At 41.8% G+C, this 21,931-nt stretch carries 14 protein-coding genes; 2 read left to right on the plus strand and 12 right to left on the minus strand.

Features of this window, described 5'->3' with window-relative positions; genetic code table 11:
• Nucleotides 1-424: 424 nt before the first annotated feature.
• From trpC to scyA, 12 genes are all read right to left on the minus strand, one after another.
• Entirely contained in the window at nt 425-1,255 is an 831-nt protein-coding gene (trpC, locus tag ACEYW6_RS14985) for an indole-3-glycerol phosphate synthase TrpC (RefSeq protein WP_412980329.1), read from the minus strand.
• 223 nt (nt 1,256-1,478) lie between these two features.
• Nucleotides 1,479-3,680: an anthranilate synthase gene (locus ACEYW6_RS14990; protein ID WP_412980330.1), complete on the minus strand. Its 2,202-nt coding sequence runs from the start codon at nt 3,678-3,680 to the stop codon at nt 1,479-1,481.
• A gap of 433 nt (nt 3,681-4,113) precedes the next feature.
• Entirely contained in the window at nt 4,114-5,310 is a 1,197-nt protein-coding gene (locus ACEYW6_RS14995) for a 3-dehydroquinate synthase (protein ID WP_412980331.1), read from the minus strand.
• On the minus strand, nt 5,304-5,951 hold the full coding sequence (locus ACEYW6_RS15000) for a DsbA family oxidoreductase (RefSeq protein ID WP_412980332.1): 648 nt from the start codon (nt 5,949-5,951) through the stop codon (nt 5,304-5,306). The genes ACEYW6_RS14995 and ACEYW6_RS15000 overlap by 7 nt, the downstream gene beginning before the upstream one ends.
• 12 nt (nt 5,952-5,963) lie before the next feature.
• The gene (tyrA, locus tag ACEYW6_RS15005; RefSeq protein WP_412980333.1) at nt 5,964-7,052 is read right to left on the minus strand and encodes a bifunctional chorismate mutase/prephenate dehydrogenase; all 1,089 of its coding nucleotides are present in this window, start codon (nt 7,050-7,052) and stop codon (nt 5,964-5,966) included.
• Between the two features lie 14 nt (nt 7,053-7,066).
• On the minus strand, nt 7,067-8,356 hold the full coding sequence (locus ACEYW6_RS15010; RefSeq protein WP_412980334.1) for a glycosyltransferase family 4 protein: 1,290 nt from the start codon (nt 8,354-8,356) through the stop codon (nt 7,067-7,069).
• Between the two features lie 194 nt (nt 8,357-8,550).
• Nucleotides 8,551-9,720 carry a scytonemin biosynthesis PEP-CTERM protein ScyF gene (gene scyF / locus ACEYW6_RS15015; protein WP_412980335.1) on the minus strand — a complete coding sequence of 390 codons (1,170 nt, stop codon included), beginning with the start codon at nt 9,718-9,720 and terminating at the stop codon, nt 8,551-8,553.
• Nucleotides 9,721-9,901: 181 nt separating this feature from the next.
• The gene (locus ACEYW6_RS15020) at nt 9,902-11,287 is read right to left on the minus strand and encodes a ScyD/ScyE family protein (protein WP_412980336.1); all 1,386 of its coding nucleotides are present in this window, start codon (nt 11,285-11,287) and stop codon (nt 9,902-9,904) included.
• Nucleotides 11,284-12,591, minus strand: a complete 1,308-nt coding sequence (locus ACEYW6_RS15025; protein ID WP_412980337.1) for a ScyD/ScyE family protein — start codon at nt 12,589-12,591, stop codon at nt 11,284-11,286. Before ACEYW6_RS15025 ends, ACEYW6_RS15020 begins: the two co-directional genes overlap by 4 nt.
• 77 nt (nt 12,592-12,668) lie before the next feature.
• Entirely contained in the window at nt 12,669-13,640 is a 972-nt protein-coding gene (gene scyC / locus ACEYW6_RS15030; RefSeq protein ID WP_412980338.1) for a scytonemin biosynthesis cyclase/decarboxylase ScyC, read from the minus strand.
• Nucleotides 13,641-13,665: 25 nt separating this feature from the next.
• Nucleotides 13,666-14,727: a tryptophan dehydrogenase ScyB gene (scyB, locus tag ACEYW6_RS15035; protein WP_412980339.1), complete on the minus strand. Its 1,062-nt coding sequence runs from the start codon at nt 14,725-14,727 to the stop codon at nt 13,666-13,668.
• 312 nt (nt 14,728-15,039) lie between these two features.
• The gene (gene scyA / locus ACEYW6_RS15040) at nt 15,040-16,926 is read right to left on the minus strand and encodes a scytonemin biosynthesis protein ScyA (protein ID WP_412980340.1); all 1,887 of its coding nucleotides are present in this window, start codon (nt 16,924-16,926) and stop codon (nt 15,040-15,042) included.
• A 1,879-nt stretch (nt 16,927-18,805) separates the two neighbouring features.
• On the opposite strand from scyA, the gene ACEYW6_RS15045 reads away from it, so the two are divergent.
• Both ACEYW6_RS15045 and ACEYW6_RS15050 read left to right on the plus strand, forming a co-directional pair.
• Nucleotides 18,806-20,791, plus strand: a complete 1,986-nt coding sequence (locus ACEYW6_RS15045; protein ID WP_412980341.1) for a scytonemin biosynthesis sensor histidine kinase — start codon at nt 18,806-18,808, stop codon at nt 20,789-20,791.
• Between the two features lie 138 nt (nt 20,792-20,929).
• Complete coding sequence (locus tag ACEYW6_RS15050; RefSeq protein ID WP_412980342.1) at nt 20,930-21,829, plus strand: response regulator; 900 nt, start codon at nt 20,930-20,932, stop codon at nt 21,827-21,829.
• Nucleotides 21,830-21,931 lie beyond the last annotated feature (102 nt).

Raw genomic sequence — 21,931 nt, forward strand, 5'->3', positions numbered from 1 at the left:
CACACTGTTGGCGAGCCTCCTGCACAGGAGCTTTGCTAACGCGTAAAGTTTTAAAGGAGTCGGAGATAGAAGTCATACTGAAAAATAGTTAATGATTGGTTAATAGTTCTGGAATAATCAACACTTAGTAATTAGCGATATCCACGCTAGATTTTTGTCGTCGAGTCTTTGATACTCGTTAACGAGTCTTTTAACTCCGTTAACGAGTCTTTGATACTCGTGAACGAGTCTTTTATCTCCGCTAACGAGTCTTTGATACTCGTGAACGAGTCTTTGATCTCCGTTAACGAGTCTTTGATACTGGTGAACGAGTCTTTGATCTCCGCTAACGAGTCTTTGATACTCGTGAATGAGTCTTTGATACTCGTGAACGAGTCTTTGATACTCGTGAATGAGTATCAGAGCTTCATTTTTTAGGTTTACCTCAGCACTCAGCACTCAAAAGACTGCGTACAGCTTGTTCTATATCGCTTTGTTTAACTAAAGACTCTCCTACTAAAACCGCACGCGCACCAGCTTCAGCGACAAGAGATAAATCAGCAGGTGTATACAGTCCAGACTCGCTGACGACAGTGATATCCAAACTTTGTAATTGTTGTTGACGCTCTGCTAAGAGTTGCTGTGTTGTTCCTAAATCAAGGGTAAAATCTTCTAAATTGCGATTGTTGATTCCTACTAAATGTAAATCCTCAAGCTTTAGCACTCGATCCAGTTCAGCCAAGGTATGAACTTCTACTAGCGCAGTCATGCCCAAATCATGAATCACTCGCAAAAAGTCTTGGAGTTCTTGATCTGATAAAATGGCGGCAATCAACAACACTGCATCTGCGCCTGCTGTCCGTGCTAAATAAATTTGATAAGAGTTAATGATAAACTCCTTGCACAGTAGGGGTAATGCTACTTGCTGACGCACAGCCCGCAGATTATCAAAACTGCCCTGAAAAAACTTATGATCAGTGAGGACTGATAGACAAGCTGCACCACCTCGTTCGTAAGCTTGAGCAACAGCTACTGGATCAAAATCTGCGCGGATAACCCCACGGCTAGGTGATGCCTTTTTTACCTCGGCAATTAAGCTAGGTTGGCTGGAATTTTCTTGCAAAGCAGCCAAGAAATTTCGCACAGTCGGGGCTGTATTTAACTGTTGTCGCAAGGAGGATAAAGGCATTTCTTGCTGCATTTGTGCAACTTCTTGCCTTTTATGCAACACAATGTCTTCAAGAATATGGCGGGAAGTGGTAACTTGGTTAGTCATAAAATGCTTGGGGGAGTGGGGAGTGCCAGGAAATGGGGAAATAACTAATTATTCTCGCATTCTTGTGATTGTCGTTGATTCTCGTTCCCAGATTCCATCTGGGAATGCATTCTGTGCAGGCTCTGCCTGCCTAATACGACTAAAAACACTCATTAACTGGTATGAGGCGGTAGCCCCAAGGATCTTGTTCCCATGCTCTGCATGGGAACAAGACAACTCTTAACTAATGACCAATGACTAATGACTCTTTGGTTGTATATGCACGCACCACATTTTTAATGATTTCCAGACCGACTTCTCCCGCTAGAGTCATGATTGATTCTGGATGAAACTGAACGGCGGCGATGGGAAGTGTCTGATGTTCAATGCCCATAATTACGTCGTCATCAGAAATTGCTGTTACCTTCAGTTCTTTTGGCAAATATTGCGGTAGGGCAAACAATGAGTGATATCTACCCACTGGAAAAGATTGTGGTAAGTTTTTGAAGGTCACAGAATTAGAATCAGTGACGAAAATTCGTGAGGATTTACCATGTTGGGGATAGTTGAGAACTCCCAATTGTCCATCAAAAGCTTCAACGATGCCTTGCAGTCCCAGACAAACTCCGAAAATCGGAATTTTGCGATGAAGAAGGGCACCGACTGTCTGGGGAACCCGAAAATCACTTGGTCTACCAGGGCCAGGAGATAAAACAACTAAGTCAGGGCGTTCTGTATCGAATAGCGATTCTGAGAAACCATGACGCAGTGTGGTGACGCTTGCACCAGTTTGGCGAATGTAATTGGCTAAGGTATGAACAAATGAGTCTTCATAGTCTATTAGTAAGATGCGTTTGCCAGTTGCCGCACTTGGGAGGATTTTAGTTGATTTTATGGAACTGGATTCATCAATTTTCTGACTCGTTTGCTTAACACGGCGAATTGTTTCAAATAAAGCAGCAGCTTTGGTAATTGTTTCTTGTTCTTCTGCTTGGGGTATGGAGTCATAAAGGACTGTAGCACCAACTCGCACTTCGGCGATGCAGTCTTTTAATCGGATTGTCCGCAGAATTAATCCAGTATTTAAATTGCCATTGAAATTTAAATAACCGACTGCTCCACCATACCAACGGCGGGCGCTACGTTCATGCTGTTCAATAAAATCTATTGCGGCTTTTTTGGGTGCGCCGGTGACTGTAACCGCCCATGTATGCGAAAGAAAGGCATCTAAGGCATCAAATTGCGATCGCAGTGTCCCCTCAACATGATCCACTGTATGAATCAGGTGGCTGTATAATTCAATTTGGCGACGACCAATCACTTGTACTGAACCAGGTTCGCAAATTCGGGATTTGTCATTGCGATCGACATCAGTACACATGGTCAACTCAGCTTCATCTTTGTGTGAGTTGAGTAACTGACGAATTTGCACAGCATCGTCAAGAGCATCTTGTCCCCGGCTAATAGTCCCACTAATTGGACAAGTTTCTACCCGCCTACCTTCAACCCGCACAAACATTTCGGGAGATGCGCCAATCAAATATTCTCCACCTAAATTAAAAATAAATCCATAAGGGCTAGGATTTATTTCCTTTAAGGTGTTAAATAGTTTACTGGGTTGGTCTTCATAGCTTTCAAAAAAGTTTTGACTAGGAACCACTTCAAATAAATCGCCTCGGCGGAAATAATCGAGCGCACCCTCAACTTTTTTGGCATACTCGCCTACTTTATGGTCAGCAGTTTGATTTGGGAGAAGATGTTTTCCGCGATAGTCTACAGACTCACCTGTTCGAGGAAGATTATTAGTGCTGCCATGCACTGTTTCAAATTCATATTCTAGACGAAATGCGCGTTGCTGATAGTAGTCAACAACTATCAATTCATCAGGCAGATAAAGCACTAAATCCCGCTGATCCTTAGGACGTTCTAGGCGTTGGTTAATTGGTTCAAACTGAAAAACTAAGTCATAACCAAATGCCCCATACAATCCTAAATGCTCGTCTTCTTGACTAGAAAAAGTATATAGAATTTCCCGAATAACAGTAAAAGCTGAAGGTTGTTTACTGCGTTCTTCTTCAGCAAATAGTTTTTTTGCAGGTTTAATAAAGCCGACAAGATGCTTCTCGTCTTGGCTAATTTTCTCAAGTTGTTCTGACTGAGATAGCTGCTCTAAGAGTAATGGTAAAAGAACTTCACCGCGTTCATTCAACGCTATCAAAGTAAAAGCATTTCCCTGTGTAGTCAATTCCAATGGTGGATTGACAAATCCGATCGCCCATCTCTTATATCTGCCTGGATATTCATAGCTGCTCCTTAGCAAACCTCCACGCTGAGAATTTAAGCGAAACAGAATATCTTCCAGGGCAATGTCCATCTTCACTTCGGTGATGGAGCGAGAAACACTTACACCGCCAGAGGTTTTGTAGGAACGGGAATCAAAAATCATGGGAAATTTCTCTGAAATATTTATTAGTCAAGAGCCATTAATCATTATTTATAACTATCTTCAAATTAAAAACAAATCTAGATAACTCTATGTCAAGTTAATTCAAATTATCTAAATCTGTAGACTCGTTTATAAAGATGTAATGAAAAACTTTTCGCTTCTTATTTAAGAATACTAGATATCAAGCAAATAATACATTGAATAATTTTTCGATTAGGTGTCAATTTATTCGCTTTTTATACTGCTTTTTTGGTACATTTTCTGACAGTACTGTTTGCAATTATTCGCCTCCCTCAAAGGTAGTAGATAATCTCACAAGTTAGTAGTGAAAAATTGTCTCGCATCAAACCTCAGTGTTTCTACCCTGCGGGAAGGCGTACCACTTCGTGGAAGCAAGCTACGCGTAGCGTCTCGTAGAGAAGCGCCTATGCATTTAAAACTCGCGCAACAGCGATATTGCTTGCCTGTACAATAACAAATCCACCTTGTGAACTTCAATTGCTTTTCCAATGCGTTGTAAAAGCGTTAAAGTCAATTCTCCACCCAAGTGTTCGCGGAACTCGGTTAAACCCCGGAACAGACAATCAGGATGTTCCGGTTGTGATAACTTCTCAGCTAGTTCTGGCACATACAACGTAAAACCCAACGCTGATAAAGTATTTAATATCTGTTGCCACTCTGAACAATCAAGCAATCCTAATAAATAAGAATAGGTGCTATCCAAAGCAATACCAATCGCAACTGCTTCGCCATGACGCAAGCGATAATTTGTCAAATGCTCTAGTTTATGAGCCGCCCAATGTCCAAAATCCAGGGGACGAGACGAACCCATTTCAAAAGGATCGCCGCTATTGGCAATATGTTCTAAATGCAACTGGGCGCAACGATAAATAACTTGTTGCATGGTGTCCATGTCTCGCCGCGCCAGGGCTGCGCTGTGAGAGTGGATAAAATCAAAAAAGTTAGCATCCTTAATTAACGCCACTTTGACGGCTTCTGCAATCCCAGAACGCCAATCGCGATCGTCTAGAGTTGTCAAAAAGGCAGAATCATTGATAACTGCATAAGGTGGCGCAAATGTGCCGAGAAAGTTCTTTTTACCAAAGGCGTTGATGCCGTTTTTTACGCCAACGCCGGAATCATTTTGTGCTAACACTGTTGTCGGAATCCGAATCAGGCGAATTCCCCGGTGAGCAGTTGCAGCAGCATATCCTACCAAATCCAATATAGCCCCGCCCCCGATCGCTAATATGTAGGAGTGGCGACATAATCCGGCTGCTTCAATCTGCTGCTGGATTTGATCTACTAAAGTGCGATCGTTTTTGGCAGCTTCTCCTCCTGAAATTATCATCGGTTCAGCTGCGATCGCTAGTATCTCTGCATAAAACTTGGTATACGCTACTAATTGCTTCACCAATTCCGGTTGATGCTGCAATATTCCTGCGTCTATTACTGCTAATACTTTCTTCGGCTTTGTCTCCTCATCCCCTGAAATCACTTGGGCTAAGGTAGGGTTTTTCAACTCAAATAAATTTTGGGTGAAGTAAACTTCATAGTTGAAAGTAACCGAAACACGCTGATGAATTGGTTGCAGACTGAATCTACTTTTTTGCTTAATGTCAACTACCATATTTTTGCTGATATATCTATAAGTGCGGCACGATTAAAAGCTTGAAGGAACATTTCTACCGAATGAGAACCATTTATCTTGACTTTATTATTGATGATGAAGAATGGCACACTATTGATACCATGCGGCCGAGCAAATATTGATTCAGCCACAAAGGCTTTAACCGCAGCATCATCACTCAATTGTAGTCGTAGTTCCCTAGAATCCATTTGGTAATATCTACCTATGGCAACAAGAACATCAATATCTCCAATGTTCAAACCGTCTTCAAAGTAAGCTTTATAAATGGCTTCTACGACATCGTTTTTTACCTTTGCGGGTGCGAGTGCAATCAGACGGTGCGAAAGCTTAGTATTGACAGCCAAACGGATTTTTTCAAAATCTAGCTTGACTCCAGCCGCCTCACCTGCATATTGCGTAGAATCAAACAGATATTGTAATTCTTCCGCTTTGAGGCCTTTTCTATCTAGCATAAAACTGCGAAATTCGTACCCGTCAGCAGGAACAGTATTATCGAGAATAAAGGGATGCCAGCGGATATCTACTTCTTTTTCTGGCCATTGTGCCAGTGCATCAAATAAATGCTTTTTTCCTATTCTGCACCAGGGGCAAACGGGATCGTGAAAAATGTCTATCAGCATAGTTTTTGTTCTTCAAAGGCTAATATTTATGTGCATCTGTGGTTTAAAATCTCGTTGGACTGTTGTATTTAAAGGTTGTAGAAAAGTGTTAATTTTTTGTTCAAAAAATCTTTGAGTATTTTCAAATTCTTGAATTAATGCGTCTCTATCTTTCCCCACTACCAGTTTTGCCAATCGGCTGTAAGTATTAGCTAAAAAGCTAATTGCATCACACCTTTCTTCTGTAGCTAGCATAATATCCACACATAAGTTAGAATTTTGAGAAAACAAACGTTTAACAATGTCAATTTCTTGGCGGTAGTTAGGAGTTGACATTGTTAAACTCTGCTCTATATCAACTCTTGCTTGTGCTAAGAAAACGCCCAAGCTAAATCTACAGAAATGCTGTGTTGCTTGAATAATTACCATCATTTGATCGTGTTCTTCAGGCGTGCAAACAATTAACTCTCCCCCTATACTTTTGATCAAGTCTAATAGCCATTGAAATGAATTATCATTTCTGCCTGGACATACTACCACCTTTTGTCCCAAAAACGATTTGATATTTGGCCCAAACATTGGATGTAAACCCATGACTGGGCCGGAATGGTATTCGAGCATTGCTTGAGTTGGCTGAGTCTTTATACTCGTGATGTCACACAAAGCTGTATTTGGGGCAAGGTATTTAGCTGTACGCTTGATAACATCAACTGTATGTTCAATGGGAACGCTGACTAATACTAATTCTGCTTGACTTAATAGTTGCTCTGCATACTCCCAATCTTCATGTTCGAGAATGCTAACATTGTGACCTACTAGCGAAAGCTGCTCTTTAAATAATCTTCCCATCCTACCGCGTCCACCGATGATGGTAACTTGTCGGGGACTGACATGATTTATTGCAGATTTAGGAATCAGACTAGCATGACAACTATTTATTACACCTGCCCAAACCGACTCAGGAATACCAGCTTGAGCGAGTAAAGGAGCGACATCAGCCAGTTGTTCATCTAAAGAAGGTTGTTCTGATGCTGCTAATAATGATATGCGATCGCTCAGTAGGGCGATCAAGCTTTCGTCGGTTTTTTTAAGCTGATCAGAATAAGAGGATTTCAAAGGCATTTTTCTTCCAATTTTCAAATATCAACAAGTGATTCCTTAGAACTCAATTCGGGCAAGATATCCAAAGTTGTTGCTTCTTTGGCAATCACATCAGAAAATAGTTCTTCATACCGATCTAGCGCTTGCTCAAAGGAATAATTTTCTACGGCAAACTTTCTTCCTTTGCGTCCTAATTGTGCTGCTAATTCCGGCTGATTATATAAATCCAACACCGCCGCAGTCAAAGCATCTGCTGACTCTGGCTCAACGATAATACCGCCACCACTTTCTTTGATAGCTTTAGCAGCAGTACCAGCGGCGGGAACTGAACCCACAATTGGGCGACCACTAGCTAACAGCAGTGGTATTTTAGAAGGCATGTTGAAGGAAATTACATTGCTTTTTTGAACAATCAACCCGACATCTGCGCCTGCTAACATTTGCGGTAGTTTTTCTCGCGGTTGCAACGGTAGCAGCAAAACGTTATCTGCGCCACAAGCAAGACAATGTTTTTGCAACCTTTCGAGGGCTTGGGATTCACCTGCGATCGCAAAGACAATATCATTGATATGACGCAACTGAGATGCTGCTTCTATTACTGTCTCCAAACCTTGCGTCAGAGCAATATTACCTGAATAAAGCACTACAAATTTACCATTGAGTTGATGGGTAGCTCTCCAGGAGTTATTCTCCTTCGGTAAAGGGCGGATAAAATTTAGATTTACCCAATTTGGAATGCAGGCAATTTTATTAGCAGGTACACTTTTATTTATTAAATTATCTACAAAACCATCGGCAATCACGCTAATGGTATGTGCAGTTCGGTAGGCAAATTTCTCTAAAGCTTCCAGAGCTTGAATCATCAACTTATTTTTAATTAGCCCAACACGCACGGCAGCTTCAGGAAGGATATCTTGCACATTCAGCACTACTGGGCAGTTGTATAGCCAACCTATTAAGATTGCAGGTAAACAAACTAGTAACGGCGGCACTGTTAAAAGAATTACATCAGGTCGCTCACCCTTGAGCGCTTGTGGCAAACTTGTAAAAACAAAGCTCAACTCTAGCAGTAGTCTATCTACAAGGTTAGGTTTAGACTTAATCCGCAGGTAACTACGCTGAATGGTCACACCATTTTTTTGTTCAGTAACGTATAACTTACCTCGATACCCGTCGTAAATCTGACGCTGAGGATAGTTAGGCATACCTGTTATTACCCGCACTTGGTGCCCTCGCTTCACCAGCCCTTCTGCTAGTTCAGTCATCAAAGGTGCAATACCAATTGGTTCTGGATGATAGTTGTATGAATAAATCAGAATTTGCATGAACTCTTAATGTCCTGAAAGCACCTTGATCATGTTGGCTTTATTGTGTTATCCAGTTTTTATATCCCTAGTTCCGGATTTAATAACCTAAAATTTTCATAGGTGTATTACCGCCGAGAGTACGCCACCGAATTTATTGAGATGGTGCGCTAGCCAAGGGCATAACGCACCCTAAGAAACTTTTTAATTACGAATTACGAATTATTTTGCAGTTCCTTCTGTAAACCGAAGACCGACTTTTGTTGCCCACGTTTCCGCAATGTGATAGTAGCAGCCCCAAGTCCAAGCAATGCTAAACCTAATGCTGAATTAGGTTCCGGCACTTGCTTTCTGCCCTCTACGTTTAACACTTGGACGCGACCTTGAAAGAAATCACCCACATAAAGCTTGCCATCTTTGTAGCTTGTGCCAGCCGTCCAGTTAAATACGCCTGGTGTGAGGTCGAGGGGGTCACCAAAGGGTGGCTGACCTAGTTGGGGTGGTGCTGCTGCGGCAGCTTGACCAAATGCCGTCAAGAAATTACCGTTTTTATCGAATACTTGAACGCGGCTATTGATAGAATCAGCCACATAAATATTCTCAAACTCATCTACTTCAATACCAATTGGCTGATTAAACTCTCCGTCTCCAGTGCCTTGTTTGCCAAATGTCAACAGAGAATTACCTTCAGGATCAAGAACCTGAACACGGTTGTTAAACTGGTCACTGACGAAGAAATTGCCACTAACCGGGGAAATTCTTAAACCTGCTGGCCCTTGAAACTGTCCAGGTTCAGTGCCAGAGCTACCAATACTACCAATTAGTTCGCCGTCCTTTGTGTATTTATTGATTTTGTCGCCGCTAAAATCACCTATATACACATTGCCTGCTTTGTCAAATGTCACACCAGATGGGCCAAAGAAAGCTCTACCCTCTATGAGACCGCCAAACTCACCAAATGAGTTAATAAAGTTACCTTGAGGATTGTAGACATTAACGCGGTTGTTGAACACATCACCTACATACAGATTTCCTGTATCTGGGTCGATTTCTAAGGCTGATGGCTCGTCGAATTGTCCAGGCCCTTTGCCGCCCTCGCCGATCGCTCCAATATAATTACCTTGAGGGTCGAATACTTCAACCTTGTTACCAATATTTGGGTTAAAAGTGCCGTCTGGATTAAGACCGCGACCATTACTTATGAGGGTATTCCCGGAGCCATCTACCGTTATACCTTGGGGTACAAACAGTTCTCCAGGGCCGAAGCCGGGGCTACCAATACTTCTGTCGTAAGTTAATGTTACAGCCTTGGCTTGGGCCGCTGTTGCCAACACGGTGAATCCGGTACCGAGAATAGCAAGTGACAAATTTTTGACTAATCCCATGAGTTTGAAGTCCTGGTTGTATGAGTTATACTCTTTCCTAGACTAATTTCGTTCCCAGTCCCAGTTTGGGAACCCTAAAATTCGGGCTGCTGCCTCTTGTTTGAAATGCAACTTTCTGTGTGAGGCAGCAGCCTATTCTGTAACCATGACCTGACTGACTGAGCTAGGTAATGAGGAGGAATTAGACTGTCTCTGCTTTGGCTAGCAACTCTTCACCCAACTTTTCTTGACGTTTGCGCTTGCCGATCGCAGCAGTTGCACCTACACTAGCAAGTGCTAATAAGCCAAATATTGAAGTAGGTTCGGGGACTCTTTCTCTAACGACACCATCTACCCGAACAACCGACCCAAGTTCTGGGCCAACACCGCGCTTGGTGATGTATATATTTCCGTCAGGGCCAATATCTATTCCAGCAGACGATTCCAGCCCTTCACCGGCAGCAACCAGCGTTGTGCGAGTCAAATCTGGAGCAACTTGGATCAAAGAACCGGGAAGGAACCGCAAGTCACCCTGTAACTGAGACTCGTCGCCGAACTGCAAGACTAGTAAATTTCCTTGTTCATCAAAGGTTAAGTCAGTGATTTGTGTAAACCCATCCAGAAAAACCTCTGGGTTGCCATCTTCGCCGATGCGGAAGATCCGCGATTCACCTTCTGGATATGGAAAACCTGAATATTCAGCAACGTACAAGGCTCCATCGGGGCCAATTGTGCCACCTGTCGGTACTGATTGAATTGCGATGTTTCCTCCTGGAAGTACCTCTACTAACCCTGGAGGTAGTTCTTGTCCTGGTGGAAGGGGTGGTAATGTTGAGGCACTAAGGACTTTCTTGGGAATTGCAATTGCCTCAGACTCACTTCCGTCAAGTTTGATTTTGTAGGCGGTGTTTCCACCCCCATCAACCACATAAGCAGTATCACCACTAACGGTCAAATCAAAGGGATTGGTAACTACATCCCCACCGTCTGGGTTATTAGTAATTTCATACTTGCCGAAGTCGAAAATACTGTCCAGTTTCCCAGTATCCAAGTCAACTTTGAAAAGTTGTGCTAAAAGCGGGGTATTTAGTACTTTATCTGGTGTAGATGGCGGGAAAGTAACAAGTTGCTGCTCTGGGATAGGGAAATTAGCACCAAGGTTAAGTGATTCTAGATCGCGATTTCCGGGATAACCAGCAAACCCAGTTAGAAGATAAGCATTCCCCTGAGAGTCGAATTGTACGTCTTGAATACCAGCGCCTTGGTTGCCACTAGGTTGTTCTGCTATAGATTGAAAGTTAGTGAGGATGCGCTGTGGCTCACCACCTGGTGTAACTTTGACCAGTGAACCACTATTACCAGCACAGATAGGCTGAAACAGCGTACTCGGAGATGGTTGGCAATTTCCGTTACCTCCGATACCTGGCTCTGCTACGTAAAGTGTTCCGTCAGGGCCAAAGCTAACACCCCGTGCATTACTAATTCCATCGACAATTGTCGTTAGTGTTGCAGCTTGTACAGATGGTGTTCCACAAATAGCAGCAAAACAAAATGTTACAGATGTAAGAACAAATGACTTGAGTTTCATACCTTTAGACATTGAGAATTAAATAATTTGTTTGTGGAAACTTTTATCAAGGAAGGAGTTAGCACTCTCTTCTTGTGCAGCCAAGCAATGCCCAAAACGCCGATCGCAAATACGCCTAAAGCAGAATCGGGTTCAGGGACAGATTTGGTATTTTCAATTCTGAGAACTTGTCCTTGTCCTGGGCGATCGCCTCGGTTTGTGACATATACTGCACCGTCAGAACCAATAGTTAGGGCGCTAGGCGACTCTAATCCATTGCCACTCAGAAGAGTTGTGCGTGTCCCATCGGTAGCTATTTTGATTACAGAACCATCAAAATTACCCTTCCAGGCTGACTGATTGGCGTACTGCAAAGCATACAAATTGCCCTCAGTATCAAATTCCAAGTCTGTGAGTTGGGTAAAACCATCGGCGAAGACTGATGGCTTGCCATCAGCGCCAACTCGATAGATTTTTGCCCCACCTTCAGGAAAGGGAAAACCTGTAAATTGGCTGACATAATAAGCACCATCAAGCCCTTTTGCCACACTTGAGGGGACTGCTTGAGCTGCAAACTGCGCTCGCGGTGGTTCACCTTGAGATGGCACCTGTGACGGTTCAGTGGGTGGAGTGCCTGAAGGTGGAAAGACTGGATTAGTCAATATGTCTTGGGGAAACGCAACTATCGCCTGCACATTATTGTTTTCAGTATTAACACTTAGTAAGGTGTTTGCACCTGCATCAACCGCAACTAAATTATTCCCATCTATTACAAAACCCAAGGGATTGCTACTGACATCACCACCATCGGGATTGTTGGCGAGTTCATAGTTAGCTATATCAGCAACACTCGTCCAGGAATTGGTATTAAAGTCTGGAGCGATGATTTTACCGAGGTCAGTGTAACCTAAATTGCGATCGCGAAAGACTGGATTAGCCCCATACCCAATCAGAACATAAGGTTTACCTTTAGCATCAAATTGGATATCACGAGGGCCACCGGCTCCAGTACCATTTGGTAATGCTAAGGAAGGAAGTCCTGTAAGTATCCGCTCGGTCTTACCATTCTCAATTTTGGTAACTGCGCCACTTGTGCCATAGCATAAAGCATCGCCTTGACCACTTGCTGGTGGAACACAAGCTCCACTTCCCCCTATTCCCGCCTCTGTAACATAGAGATTACCATCAGGGCCAAAGCTCAGACCACCGGCATTATATAGACCATCAGCGATTACCGAAAATGATGCAGCTGAGGCAGCTTTCATTCCAGAAAAAGCGGTGACACAAAAGGTGAGGCAAGTAATAGTAAGTTGTTTGAGTTTCATGGTATGTCCTTTGTCATTTGTCCATTGCCTATTGTCCTTTGTTAGTTGACTAATAATCAATGACCAATGACCAATGACTAATGACTAGTGACTAGTGGTTCTTGATTTTTTGGCAAATAGCTCATTCCCCGATCAAATGATTTGAGATTGCCAGCTTTGGCTTCGAGCAAACGTTTAATGTTCATGCTCTCAGCCCCAAAGTCTTCAATCTGAAGTTTGCCGTGGGTTACAGTTCCATCTGTTTTCCAGAATGTGATTCTATGCAAGATAAAACCAGAAGCTTCGGGATCAGCAAAAGCATAAGCAGTTGGGATAAGTAACGCTACAGAACGCTGATAATATTCGTAATCTGGATAAAAGTGTTCTTGTTCAAGCAAGTAGTATTTACTTAGACTATGAACTCGTACAGAAACTTTTACCTTCTGGTCATATTCATCTTTGAATTCACCTGACTCAGATGTAATATCACCATTTGTTCGTAGTAAATGTGCCCACTCATCTATGTTTTGTAAATCCTTTAAGTATTCAATGCCGATTTCAATAGGGGCATCAACATAAATGGTATCTGTATCGATAAAGTGGCTACCTTTTGCTGCTGCGGTAAGACCAGCCTTCCGTTCCAAATTACCTTTGAGAGAACGACATTCGGAAGTGTGGACTGTATGAATTCCCTGCATAATCATCTGAGTCTGCCGTTTCGGATCGACAAAGCTCAACCAGTGAAAGTACACACCTTTCTCATCTGTTCCCGGCTCAATGTAGTCGGTAGGAAACAGCAAAACAGGGTAAACCTGAAAATATTTCTGATACTCTAAACCACAGTGCCACTCAATGCCGTAGAAAAGCGGGTTTTCTAGTTTTTTAACATGATAATAGAGATTTTTGTGATAACCAGATGCAGTTCCGAGCCAGGTATCTTCGTCAATTTGCTCCTTCATCCGGCTATAAAGCGTCCATTCGTCCAAGTTCTTTAAACTACAAAGGTAGTTAAAGGCGCTCTCTGGTGAAGTAGCAATGTAAGCTGATGTTGCAAAGGTATTCTTTTCCACTTTTTACTCCTTAAGTTAATAACAATTAAGCTGCGATCGCTTTAGTCTTGCTTAGTTTCCCATTCTGAATCCGGTCTTCTGCCAATCGTTTGGCAGCATCGTTGGTAGTAACTCCCTGCTGTTTGGCAATATCAAAAATTGCTAATAGGGTGTCATAAATGTTATGCACTTGCTTGAAAGCTTTTTCTTCGTCATAACCAATCATTTCGTTGTAAACATTGATTAGCCCTCCGGCATTAATTACATAATCAGGGCTATAAAGAATTCCTTTTTTGGTAAGCATTTGGCTATGGAGTTGCTCATTCTCCAATTGATTATTAGCTGCACCAGCAATAATAGAGGCTTGTAGAAAAGGAATTGTATGACTATTAAGAATTCCTCCTAAAGCACAAGGAGAAAATATATCTACATCAAGAGCGTAAATTTCGGTTGGCTCTACAACAGTTGCGCCAAAAAGCCGTTTTGCTTCTTCCGTTTTGGCTGGATCTACATCGCTAACAAAAAGCTTGACATCATGCTCGTGTAAGTGACGGCAGAGGTTTTTACCGACATTTCCTAAGCCTTGAACTGCAACTTTCATGCCATCAAGTCTTTTGCTCTGCCAACGAGACTCTACAGCAGCTTTAATTCCGAGAAAAACTCCTAATGATGTTATGGGAGCAGGCCCACCAGATTTTTCTGATACCCCAACAACATGTTTAGTTTCTTGACTGATTGTGCGTACATCGTCAGGAGTAATATTAACATCTTGTCCGGTAATAAAACGTCCATTCAGACTATCAACAAAACGTCCATAAGCTCTCAACAGATCATCTGTTTTATTTTCAGGATTAGCAATAATAACTGCCTTTCCGCCACCAGCCGGAATGTTTGCACAGGCAGCTTTATAGGTCATCCCTCGACTCAAACGAAGCGCATCTTTTAAAGCAGCTTCTTCGTTGACATAAGGCAAGATTCTTGTAGCTCCCATCGCTGGGCCCAAAGTCGTGTCATGGATAGCAATAATTGCCTTAATTTCGGGATTTTTACCATGACAAAAGAGAACTTGTTCGTGACCCATTTCTCTAACAGTTTCAAATAGCAGCATCTTGACCTCTCGATATTGTTTGGGATTGGTTAGAGAAAGTAATTACCATTACAAAATGTAAAGTTATAGACACAAAACTACTCTCGAATATTAAGATTAGATGGAATTAAGAAGAAACTTAGGGTTCAAAAGTCAAAAATTTGAAATCCAAGTTTTTTTGGGTGTAGTTTTTGACTGGAATAAAGTTTTTACCGCTTCTAAATCATCCTTGATCTTTTGCTGAATGGACTAATCCAAACTGCGTTGTAAATTCCGCTTTCTTGGAGTGTCTTAGTGTCTATAACAATTGAATGAGATTGCCAGCTTTTAAAATCAAACCATTGGAAATGAAACTTGCTTGGCTGAATTTTGAGCCGGACTTGATTTAACTCCTTGTGCAGCCAAACTTTTATTCCGTCCACCAGAGGGTGCTGGTCGATCAGCGTCAATCACTACATCAATGAGAAAAGGAACAGTTGATGCGATCGCTTGTTCTAATGCTGCTTCGATATCTGATTCTCTGACGACTACGATCGCTTCTGCTCCCATACCACGAGCAATCATGGCGAAGTTTGTGGGTGGAAGTGTTGCATCTGCGCCCTTTAATCCCAAGATTTTCATCCCTTGATGGCACATGTTGTAACGCGCATCGTTGAGTACAATCCAGATGGCGGGAATTTTATATTTCACGGCTGTGCTGATTTCGTTATTCATCAGCATTGCTCCATCGCCGACAATCCCTACAGCCTTGCTATTGTTCGCCAGCGCTGCACCCAATACTCCTGTGACGGCGTGACCCATTGCGCCGACTCCGGTGCTGACTCGGTAACGATTGGCTTCGGAAAATTGGAGTAGATGAGTTGACCAGGTAAACGAGTTACCACACTCTGCCATTATTACCGCATCGGTATCTTCAACAATTATCTTTTGAATTGCTGCCATCAATACTTCTGGCCGCACTGGATAATCTACGTCTGAAGCAGGTTCAATTGCTTTGTGTTCTGGACGAGGTAGCGGCAAAGTTGTGGAATCAGGTGCATCTGGTAATTGCTGCAACAACTCTTCCACAAAAGCTTTGATGTCAGACCGAACTCCGAAAGTTTCAACGTGTTGATAGGCTACACCTGGCACTTCCGGGTCAATATCTACATGGACAAAACCTCCTTTTGGAACTAGCACCGAACTCCAGAAGGAAGTCGGTTCACCAAGGCGGGTTCCTAATACGAGTGTGCGTAGTGGAGGTTGCTGTTCCATATAAGTTAAGACGGAAGCATGACCACCTAAACCTGTAACACCGACAAACTGGGGATGATCTTCAGGGAAGATACCTTTACCACGGGGTGAACACATGACGGCTGCTCCGGTTTTTTCAGCGAGTTCAAGGATTTCCTCTGCTGCGTCACGCGCACCGAAACCAACCCAGATAGCAAAGGGGCCAGATGATAATAACTCTACAGATTTTGCGATCGCTTCTTTTGAAGCAGTCATCGGAAACGGAGTAACATCTAGTTGAGGCAAGGATATATTCTCAACTAAACTTGTCTGCACTGCGGTGGGAATACTCAAATGGGCAACAAATCCGCCTGGTTGCGCCATAGCCAAAGCAAGTTTGCGGAAAATCTGCGGTAGTTGAGCCGCAGATTCAATGGTGATTGCATAGTTGAATAACGCTCCTGGGGTAAAAATTCCTCCACTGGGCAATGTGTAAGTGCTGGTTTCTTGAATTGCCCAACGTCCACGCTGCGGTGCTGAGGTGCAAGCCGACAGCAAAATCACTTTTGCACCTTCACCACGAGCCGCAAATAATCCGGTGAGAGCGTTAGTGATCCCCGGTCCTGCTGTGGTAAAAACGACAGCAGGACGACTATTGGCAAAGTAAGCTTCGGTTGCTGCAAATGCTGCTCCGGCTTCATGGCGGAAGTTCAATACCTCGATGCTGCTATTGGATAGCGCACCCCAAAGGCTGGCCATTGCTCCACCTGCGACACCAAAAGCGTAGTTTACTCCCAAATTTACCAACATTTGAGCGATCGCATCGGCAACTGAGAGCGTTGGGGGTGTTTCGTCGTTTAAAAATGGCTGAATTCCCCCGTTATTCTCCGATTCATCAAGCTGACGCGAAACGTCAGACACTGATTCTACATATCTGTTTGCTGGAAATTCCCTGTATGGCTCAGTGGTGATTAGAGGAGAGTTTGAACCAGTATAGTTTTGACTCATGGTTTCACGTAATTACATAAAGTTATACAAAAGCTTTCAGTTTACAATCACAGCAATCGCAATATTTTATACGGGCGACTCTGTTGCTTTTACAGCTATGACCTAGCCTGGTCGATTGTAGAAACGGTTAATCGCTGCTGATTGATGCTTGTGAGCGCACTACCAAAAATTTTTACCAAAAGCATACAGCAATCAAGACTGTGCTTCTTGTGACCAGAATAAAGGAGATGAAGATGGTTGTGCAATCAAAAATCCTTTGATGGGGGTGTCAAATTTTTCGCTTTTACTGTGAGAATTACAGGCTTAAGTCGGTTGGTGGGGAAAACTAAATCATCTAAAAGTATACAAATGAGCAACTAAAGCTTAATACAAGCACTTCTCATAAACTTTACAAAACTTCATTTAGTTAACTTTAATAACGCTGATTTACTTATTGAACTACCTGGAGAGGTTCTTAACTTGTGATGATTACTATGATAAAAAGGTATCTGCAATGAAAAATCTTTTGATGAAGGTGTTAATTCTTTCGCTTGTATCGTGATTGCGATATTTCTAATTTAGTCATTCTGAAAGATTGGTATGCTGCGATCGCTGATAAGTCAAATCGCCAAATTTACAATAGAAAATCTTTTGATCTGATTGTCAATTTTTTTGCTTTTCTTGCAAGTGGCTTTCCATGAGCGAGTGGCTGTTTTCTCTTTGATATGCTTTGCATAGCAAGCTTTAAGGTAGGACTTACGCATTGAAAACCTGAAACCTAGACCGCCAAACCCACGCCACTTGCTACCACGGGGAGGGAACTCCAAAAGCTCCCTATATTAATGAGATGGGAGCATCTTTCGTGAGTAAGTAGGACGAGTGATTTAGCGTTACCCTGAAGGAGTCAACAGTCTAAAAAAAGCTTGATTATTGATTCTTGACTCTTAAACTCGCCGTCACAAATTATCTAAATTAAAGCATCAGCTAAACTACAGCCGAACTACAACTCTTTGGCGGTCTTTATATTGCCACCAAAAACTGATTGAGTCAATTATTTGTAACGATAAATACATAGTTAGTTCAAATTTTATCTTTCCTTTGAGAGATGACGAAAGATTCAGCACGTAATGATTTAACAAAATTAATTATTTTTGACGCATAATCTAATTTTACTTAAGTATATTCTCCAGGAAAATGTTATATATAAGCCAAAAACTTATAGATTCGTACTTAAAAAGAACCGTAGTGCCTATAATACAGATGTATTTCTTAGGACGGATGACTAAGCATATTCATCTATAGTTAAATCCCTGAGAGAGTAAGTTAAGATAAATTAAGAAAATAAATTGATGAGTAAAATTTATTCATTTAAGTCAAGCCCAGCACTGAAAATTAATTTATGTTGAGAATCAAACGACTCTACACCAGTAGTTCGCCAAAGCCCTTGCTGAGAAAAAGGCTAAAGGAGAAAAAATTTTCTCCTTTAACCTTTGCCAGTAAAAGCCTGGCAATTTTAGGTTGTTGAACTATTACTTTGCTCTGGTGCAGGGCTAGTTTAAATGTAAAATATCTTTTCTACTTATAGATAAGAGTTTTGAACTCTTATCTAATAAGATTGATTGACTAATTTGGATTTGATTAGTCTAAATTTCGTGTAGCTATAAAAAGCTGCTTAAGTCAATAATAAATAAATTTTAAATATTTAGTTTTTTTAGGAAAATTTGGTTTAATAATTTGCTCTTTATTGGTATGATAAGTTTTGTTAAGGTGATTAGTAATATTTTTTAATTTACTAACTAATTTTATTTTTCAACAGCCGAACAGTGCGCCAAAGATTTTAGTAAGTTATGACTATTAACTCATTAATGGCTATGGTGATGATTGATTACCAGGAGGAATTATGAATATGAATTCTGGCGATTATACATTAGCTAGATCGAACAATCAATGGGCGCTACAACCTGAAGTAGAGATGAAATTTGCTCACTTCCTCATAAATCACGCTGTAGATGCTGCCTTCTGCTTAGGATCAAACGCGCAGTTTCTCTACGTCAACGATGCCACTTGCCGAATGACTGAGTATTCCCGTGAGGAATTACTTTCCATGAGGCTGCATGATATAGACGTAGATTTTTCTCTACACAATTGGTCAGATATTAGCTCACAAGATTCCCTTACTTTTAAATCTCGCTACCGGACAAAAGGAGGCAGGATATTTCTGGTAGAAATATCCATTAGCTATGTAAAACAACAAGATATGGAATTTGGCTGTGCCTTTGCTCGTGAAATAAGTGATCAAATAGTAGAATTGAGCGTGCAAAAGTGGACTGATGAATTAAGGGATGCCAAAGATAATTTACAACAAGAATTTTCTCAACTCAAGGCAAAAGAAGTAGAACTAGAAAAATCTCTTTCTTTACTTCGTTCTACTCTCGAATCTACTGCCATTGGTATTGTTGCAGTTAACTTTGAGGGAGATATTCTGAGCTTGAATCAGAAGTTTATGGATATGTGGCAGATCCCAGAGTCCCTAATCTTATCTAAGAAATGTCCTCGATGCAAAGCCTTTTTTGAGAACCAACTTAAAGACCCACAAGCCTTTAGTCGGCTGATTTGGGAAGTGTCTAGCCAATCTGATTTCGAGAGCTACGACATTCTGGAGTTGAAAGATGGGAGAGTTTTTGCACACTACTCTAAGCCTCACTTGTTGGAGGGCACAATTATTGGTAGAGTCTGGAGTATTTGGGACATTACTGAATCTAAACAGACTGAAGAAGCATTACGGCTGAATGCAGCTAGATTTCGGACTTTAGCAGAAACGACAGATGCCAGCACTTTTCTGATTCAAGGCACGCGGCTTTGCTACATAAATCCAGCAGTAGAGCAACTTACTGGCTACACAAAAGAGGAACTGCTAACTGGCTTTGATCTTCGCCGACTGATTAAGAGCAAAAAACGCAGGCAGATACGTCAGCAGAGTGAAGCAGCTAAGTTTGAATACCAGGAGATGAATATTCTGACAAAAAACGGCACGGAGCGCTGGCTAGCTTGTGCGGTTGTAATGCTGGATGGAGTAATGGATTTTGGTGGCAAACCAGTAGAAATGATTGCAGGCATTGATATTACCGATTACAAATATGCAGAATTAGGTCTTAACCAAGCTTTAGAACAAGCAAAACAACTTAGCGAACTTAGAGCACGTTTTCTTTCTATGGTTTGCCATCAATTCCGTACACCGCTGAATATTGTTTCATTTTCTAATAGTTTACTAAAGGAAGAAGTAGATAAACGTACACAGAAGAAAATCCAACCACTACTGGATCACATTGAAAAAGCTACCGAACAATTGAGTCAAATGCTAGATGATATTTTGTTCTTCTCTAAGGCAGAAGCAGCAAAAATAAACTGTGAGCCAAAACCATTTGAGTTAGTTGAGTTCTGTAAGGATTTAGTTGCACAAATGCAGATGAGCGTTAGGCAAATATCGATTAATTTTGTAAGTCAAGATAACTCCTTAATAGCCTGTATAGATAAAAAACTGTTGGAGCCGATTTTGAAGAATTTGCTCGATAATGCAATAAAGTATTCTCCCTCCCACATTGCAATTGATTTTAAACTTTCTTGCAAAAATGAGAAAGTAGTTTTTCAAGTCAAAGACAGGGGGATCGGTATTTCAGTACTAGATCAACAACGAATATTTGAGCCATTTTACCGTGGTAGTAATATTGATAGTATCCCTGGTACTGGACTAGGACTATCAATTCTTAAAACCCTTGTAGATTTACATCACGGTCAAGTCTCTGTAGAAAGCCAAGTTGATGTGGGCACTACGTTTACTGTGATGTTGCCATTAATCAAATCAGAGTTTAGTAGTTCCGAGTTATGAATGTTGAAATGAAGATAGTTATTAATTGATAACTTAACAATCATAACTCTCGGAACTAAGTAATGAATCTCCTGCCTATTTACAGACTCATCAAAGAGTCTAGTAAGCAGCTTCTACAAAAAGTTATGGGAAGACAAAATGATGCATGAATCGTCAAAGAAAATTCTCGTCATTGAAGATGATAACGTTACCCGCAATCTTTACTTAAAGGGTCTTGAGGCTAAAGGTTTTGCTACGATAGGTGCTAACAACGGTCTTGCTGGTATCCAACAAGCACAAGAGCGTATACCCGACTTAGTGATTTGCGATATCACGATGCCAGATATGGATGGTTATAGCGTTTTAACTACGTTACGCCAAGATCCTTTGACAGCAATTATTCCCTTCATTTTTCTGACTGGTAGTAGTACCAAAGCAGATGTTCGCAAAGCTATGGAATTGGGAGCAGATGACTATCTCACCAAACCCTCCACACTAGACGAATTGCTCAGAGCGATCGCTACTCGCTTGCAAAAGCAAGCTACTCTCCAATACTGGTGCGCTATGAAATTCGATAAAGCTCCAAAATCAGTATTTGCAGATAATACTACCGCGATCGCTGGAGGTGTTGCCGTTGCTATTGAAAAAACCTCTGGTACAGAAGCCCCTGATAGAGAAGCCAACATTCCTTCTAAGTCAATCTTTCCCTGCATTCCCCAATTAAAAGAAGTTTTCGACTTTATCGAAGCCCATTATCATCAAGGAATTACTTTGTGTGATGTGGCTCTTGCTGTTGGTTACTCACCTGCTTACTTAACTAACCGAGTAGCAAGGCAGACAGGAGAGACTGTAAACTGCTGGATTGTCAAACGCCGGATGGCGGGCGCTCGTTTTTTACTCCAAAATAATAATCAGACAGTTGAGAAGATAGCGAAAGCATTGGGCTATCAAGATGTGTCTCATTTCTCCCGCCAGTTTCGCCAACATCATGGTTTACCTCCCCAAGCTTGGCGCAAAGAGCATCAGCTTGGATCGCAAAAACAGGTAAAACTCTGGTGAAAGTAGATTTACAGCAATTTTCATGTAAACTACGACTGAGATCGGTAGTAGGCTTCCGCCGAGCGGGAGTGGCGAGTTGGGAGTAGTGTAGTTAACAAGAAA

The sequence above is a fragment of the Nostoc sp. UIC 10607 genome, assembly GCF_047228265.1.
GTDB classification, from domain to species: domain Bacteria; phylum Cyanobacteriota; class Cyanobacteriia; order Cyanobacteriales; family Nostocaceae; genus Nostoc; species Nostoc foliaceum_A.

Coding starts and splice junctions, on each gene's coding strand:
- ACEYW6_RS15025 (WP_412980337.1), bottom strand. CDS start 12,591: ATGAAACTCAAACAACTTACTATTACTTGCCTCACCTTTTGTGTCACC.
- ACEYW6_RS15000 (WP_412980332.1), bottom strand. CDS start 5,951: ATGCTGATAGACATTTTTCACGATCCCGTTTGCCCCTGGTGCAGAATA.
- ACEYW6_RS14990 (WP_412980330.1), bottom strand. CDS start 3,680: ATGATTTTTGATTCCCGTTCCTACAAAACCTCTGGCGGTGTAAGTGTT.
- scyB (WP_412980339.1), bottom strand. CDS start 14,727: ATGCTGCTATTTGAAACTGTTAGAGAAATGGGTCACGAACAAGTTCTC.
- ACEYW6_RS14995 (WP_412980331.1), bottom strand. CDS start 5,310: ATGGTAGTTGACATTAAGCAAAAAAGTAGATTCAGTCTGCAACCAATT.
- scyA (WP_412980340.1), bottom strand. CDS start 16,926: ATGAGTCAAAACTATACTGGTTCAAACTCTCCTCTAATCACCACTGAG.
- scyF (WP_412980335.1), bottom strand. CDS start 9,720: ATGGGATTAGTCAAAAATTTGTCACTTGCTATTCTCGGTACCGGATTC.
- ACEYW6_RS15050 (WP_412980342.1), top strand. CDS start 20,930: ATGATGCATGAATCGTCAAAGAAAATTCTCGTCATTGAAGATGATAAC.
- ACEYW6_RS15020 (WP_412980336.1), bottom strand. CDS start 11,287: ATGAAACTCAAGTCATTTGTTCTTACATCTGTAACATTTTGTTTTGCT.
- trpC (WP_412980329.1), bottom strand. CDS start 1,255: ATGACTAACCAAGTTACCACTTCCCGCCATATTCTTGAAGACATTGTG.
- ACEYW6_RS15045 (WP_412980341.1), top strand. CDS start 18,806: ATGAATATGAATTCTGGCGATTATACATTAGCTAGATCGAACAATCAA.
- tyrA (WP_412980333.1), bottom strand. CDS start 7,052: ATGCCTTTGAAATCCTCTTATTCTGATCAGCTTAAAAAAACCGACGAA.
- ACEYW6_RS15010 (WP_412980334.1), bottom strand. CDS start 8,356: ATGCAAATTCTGATTTATTCATACAACTATCATCCAGAACCAATTGGT.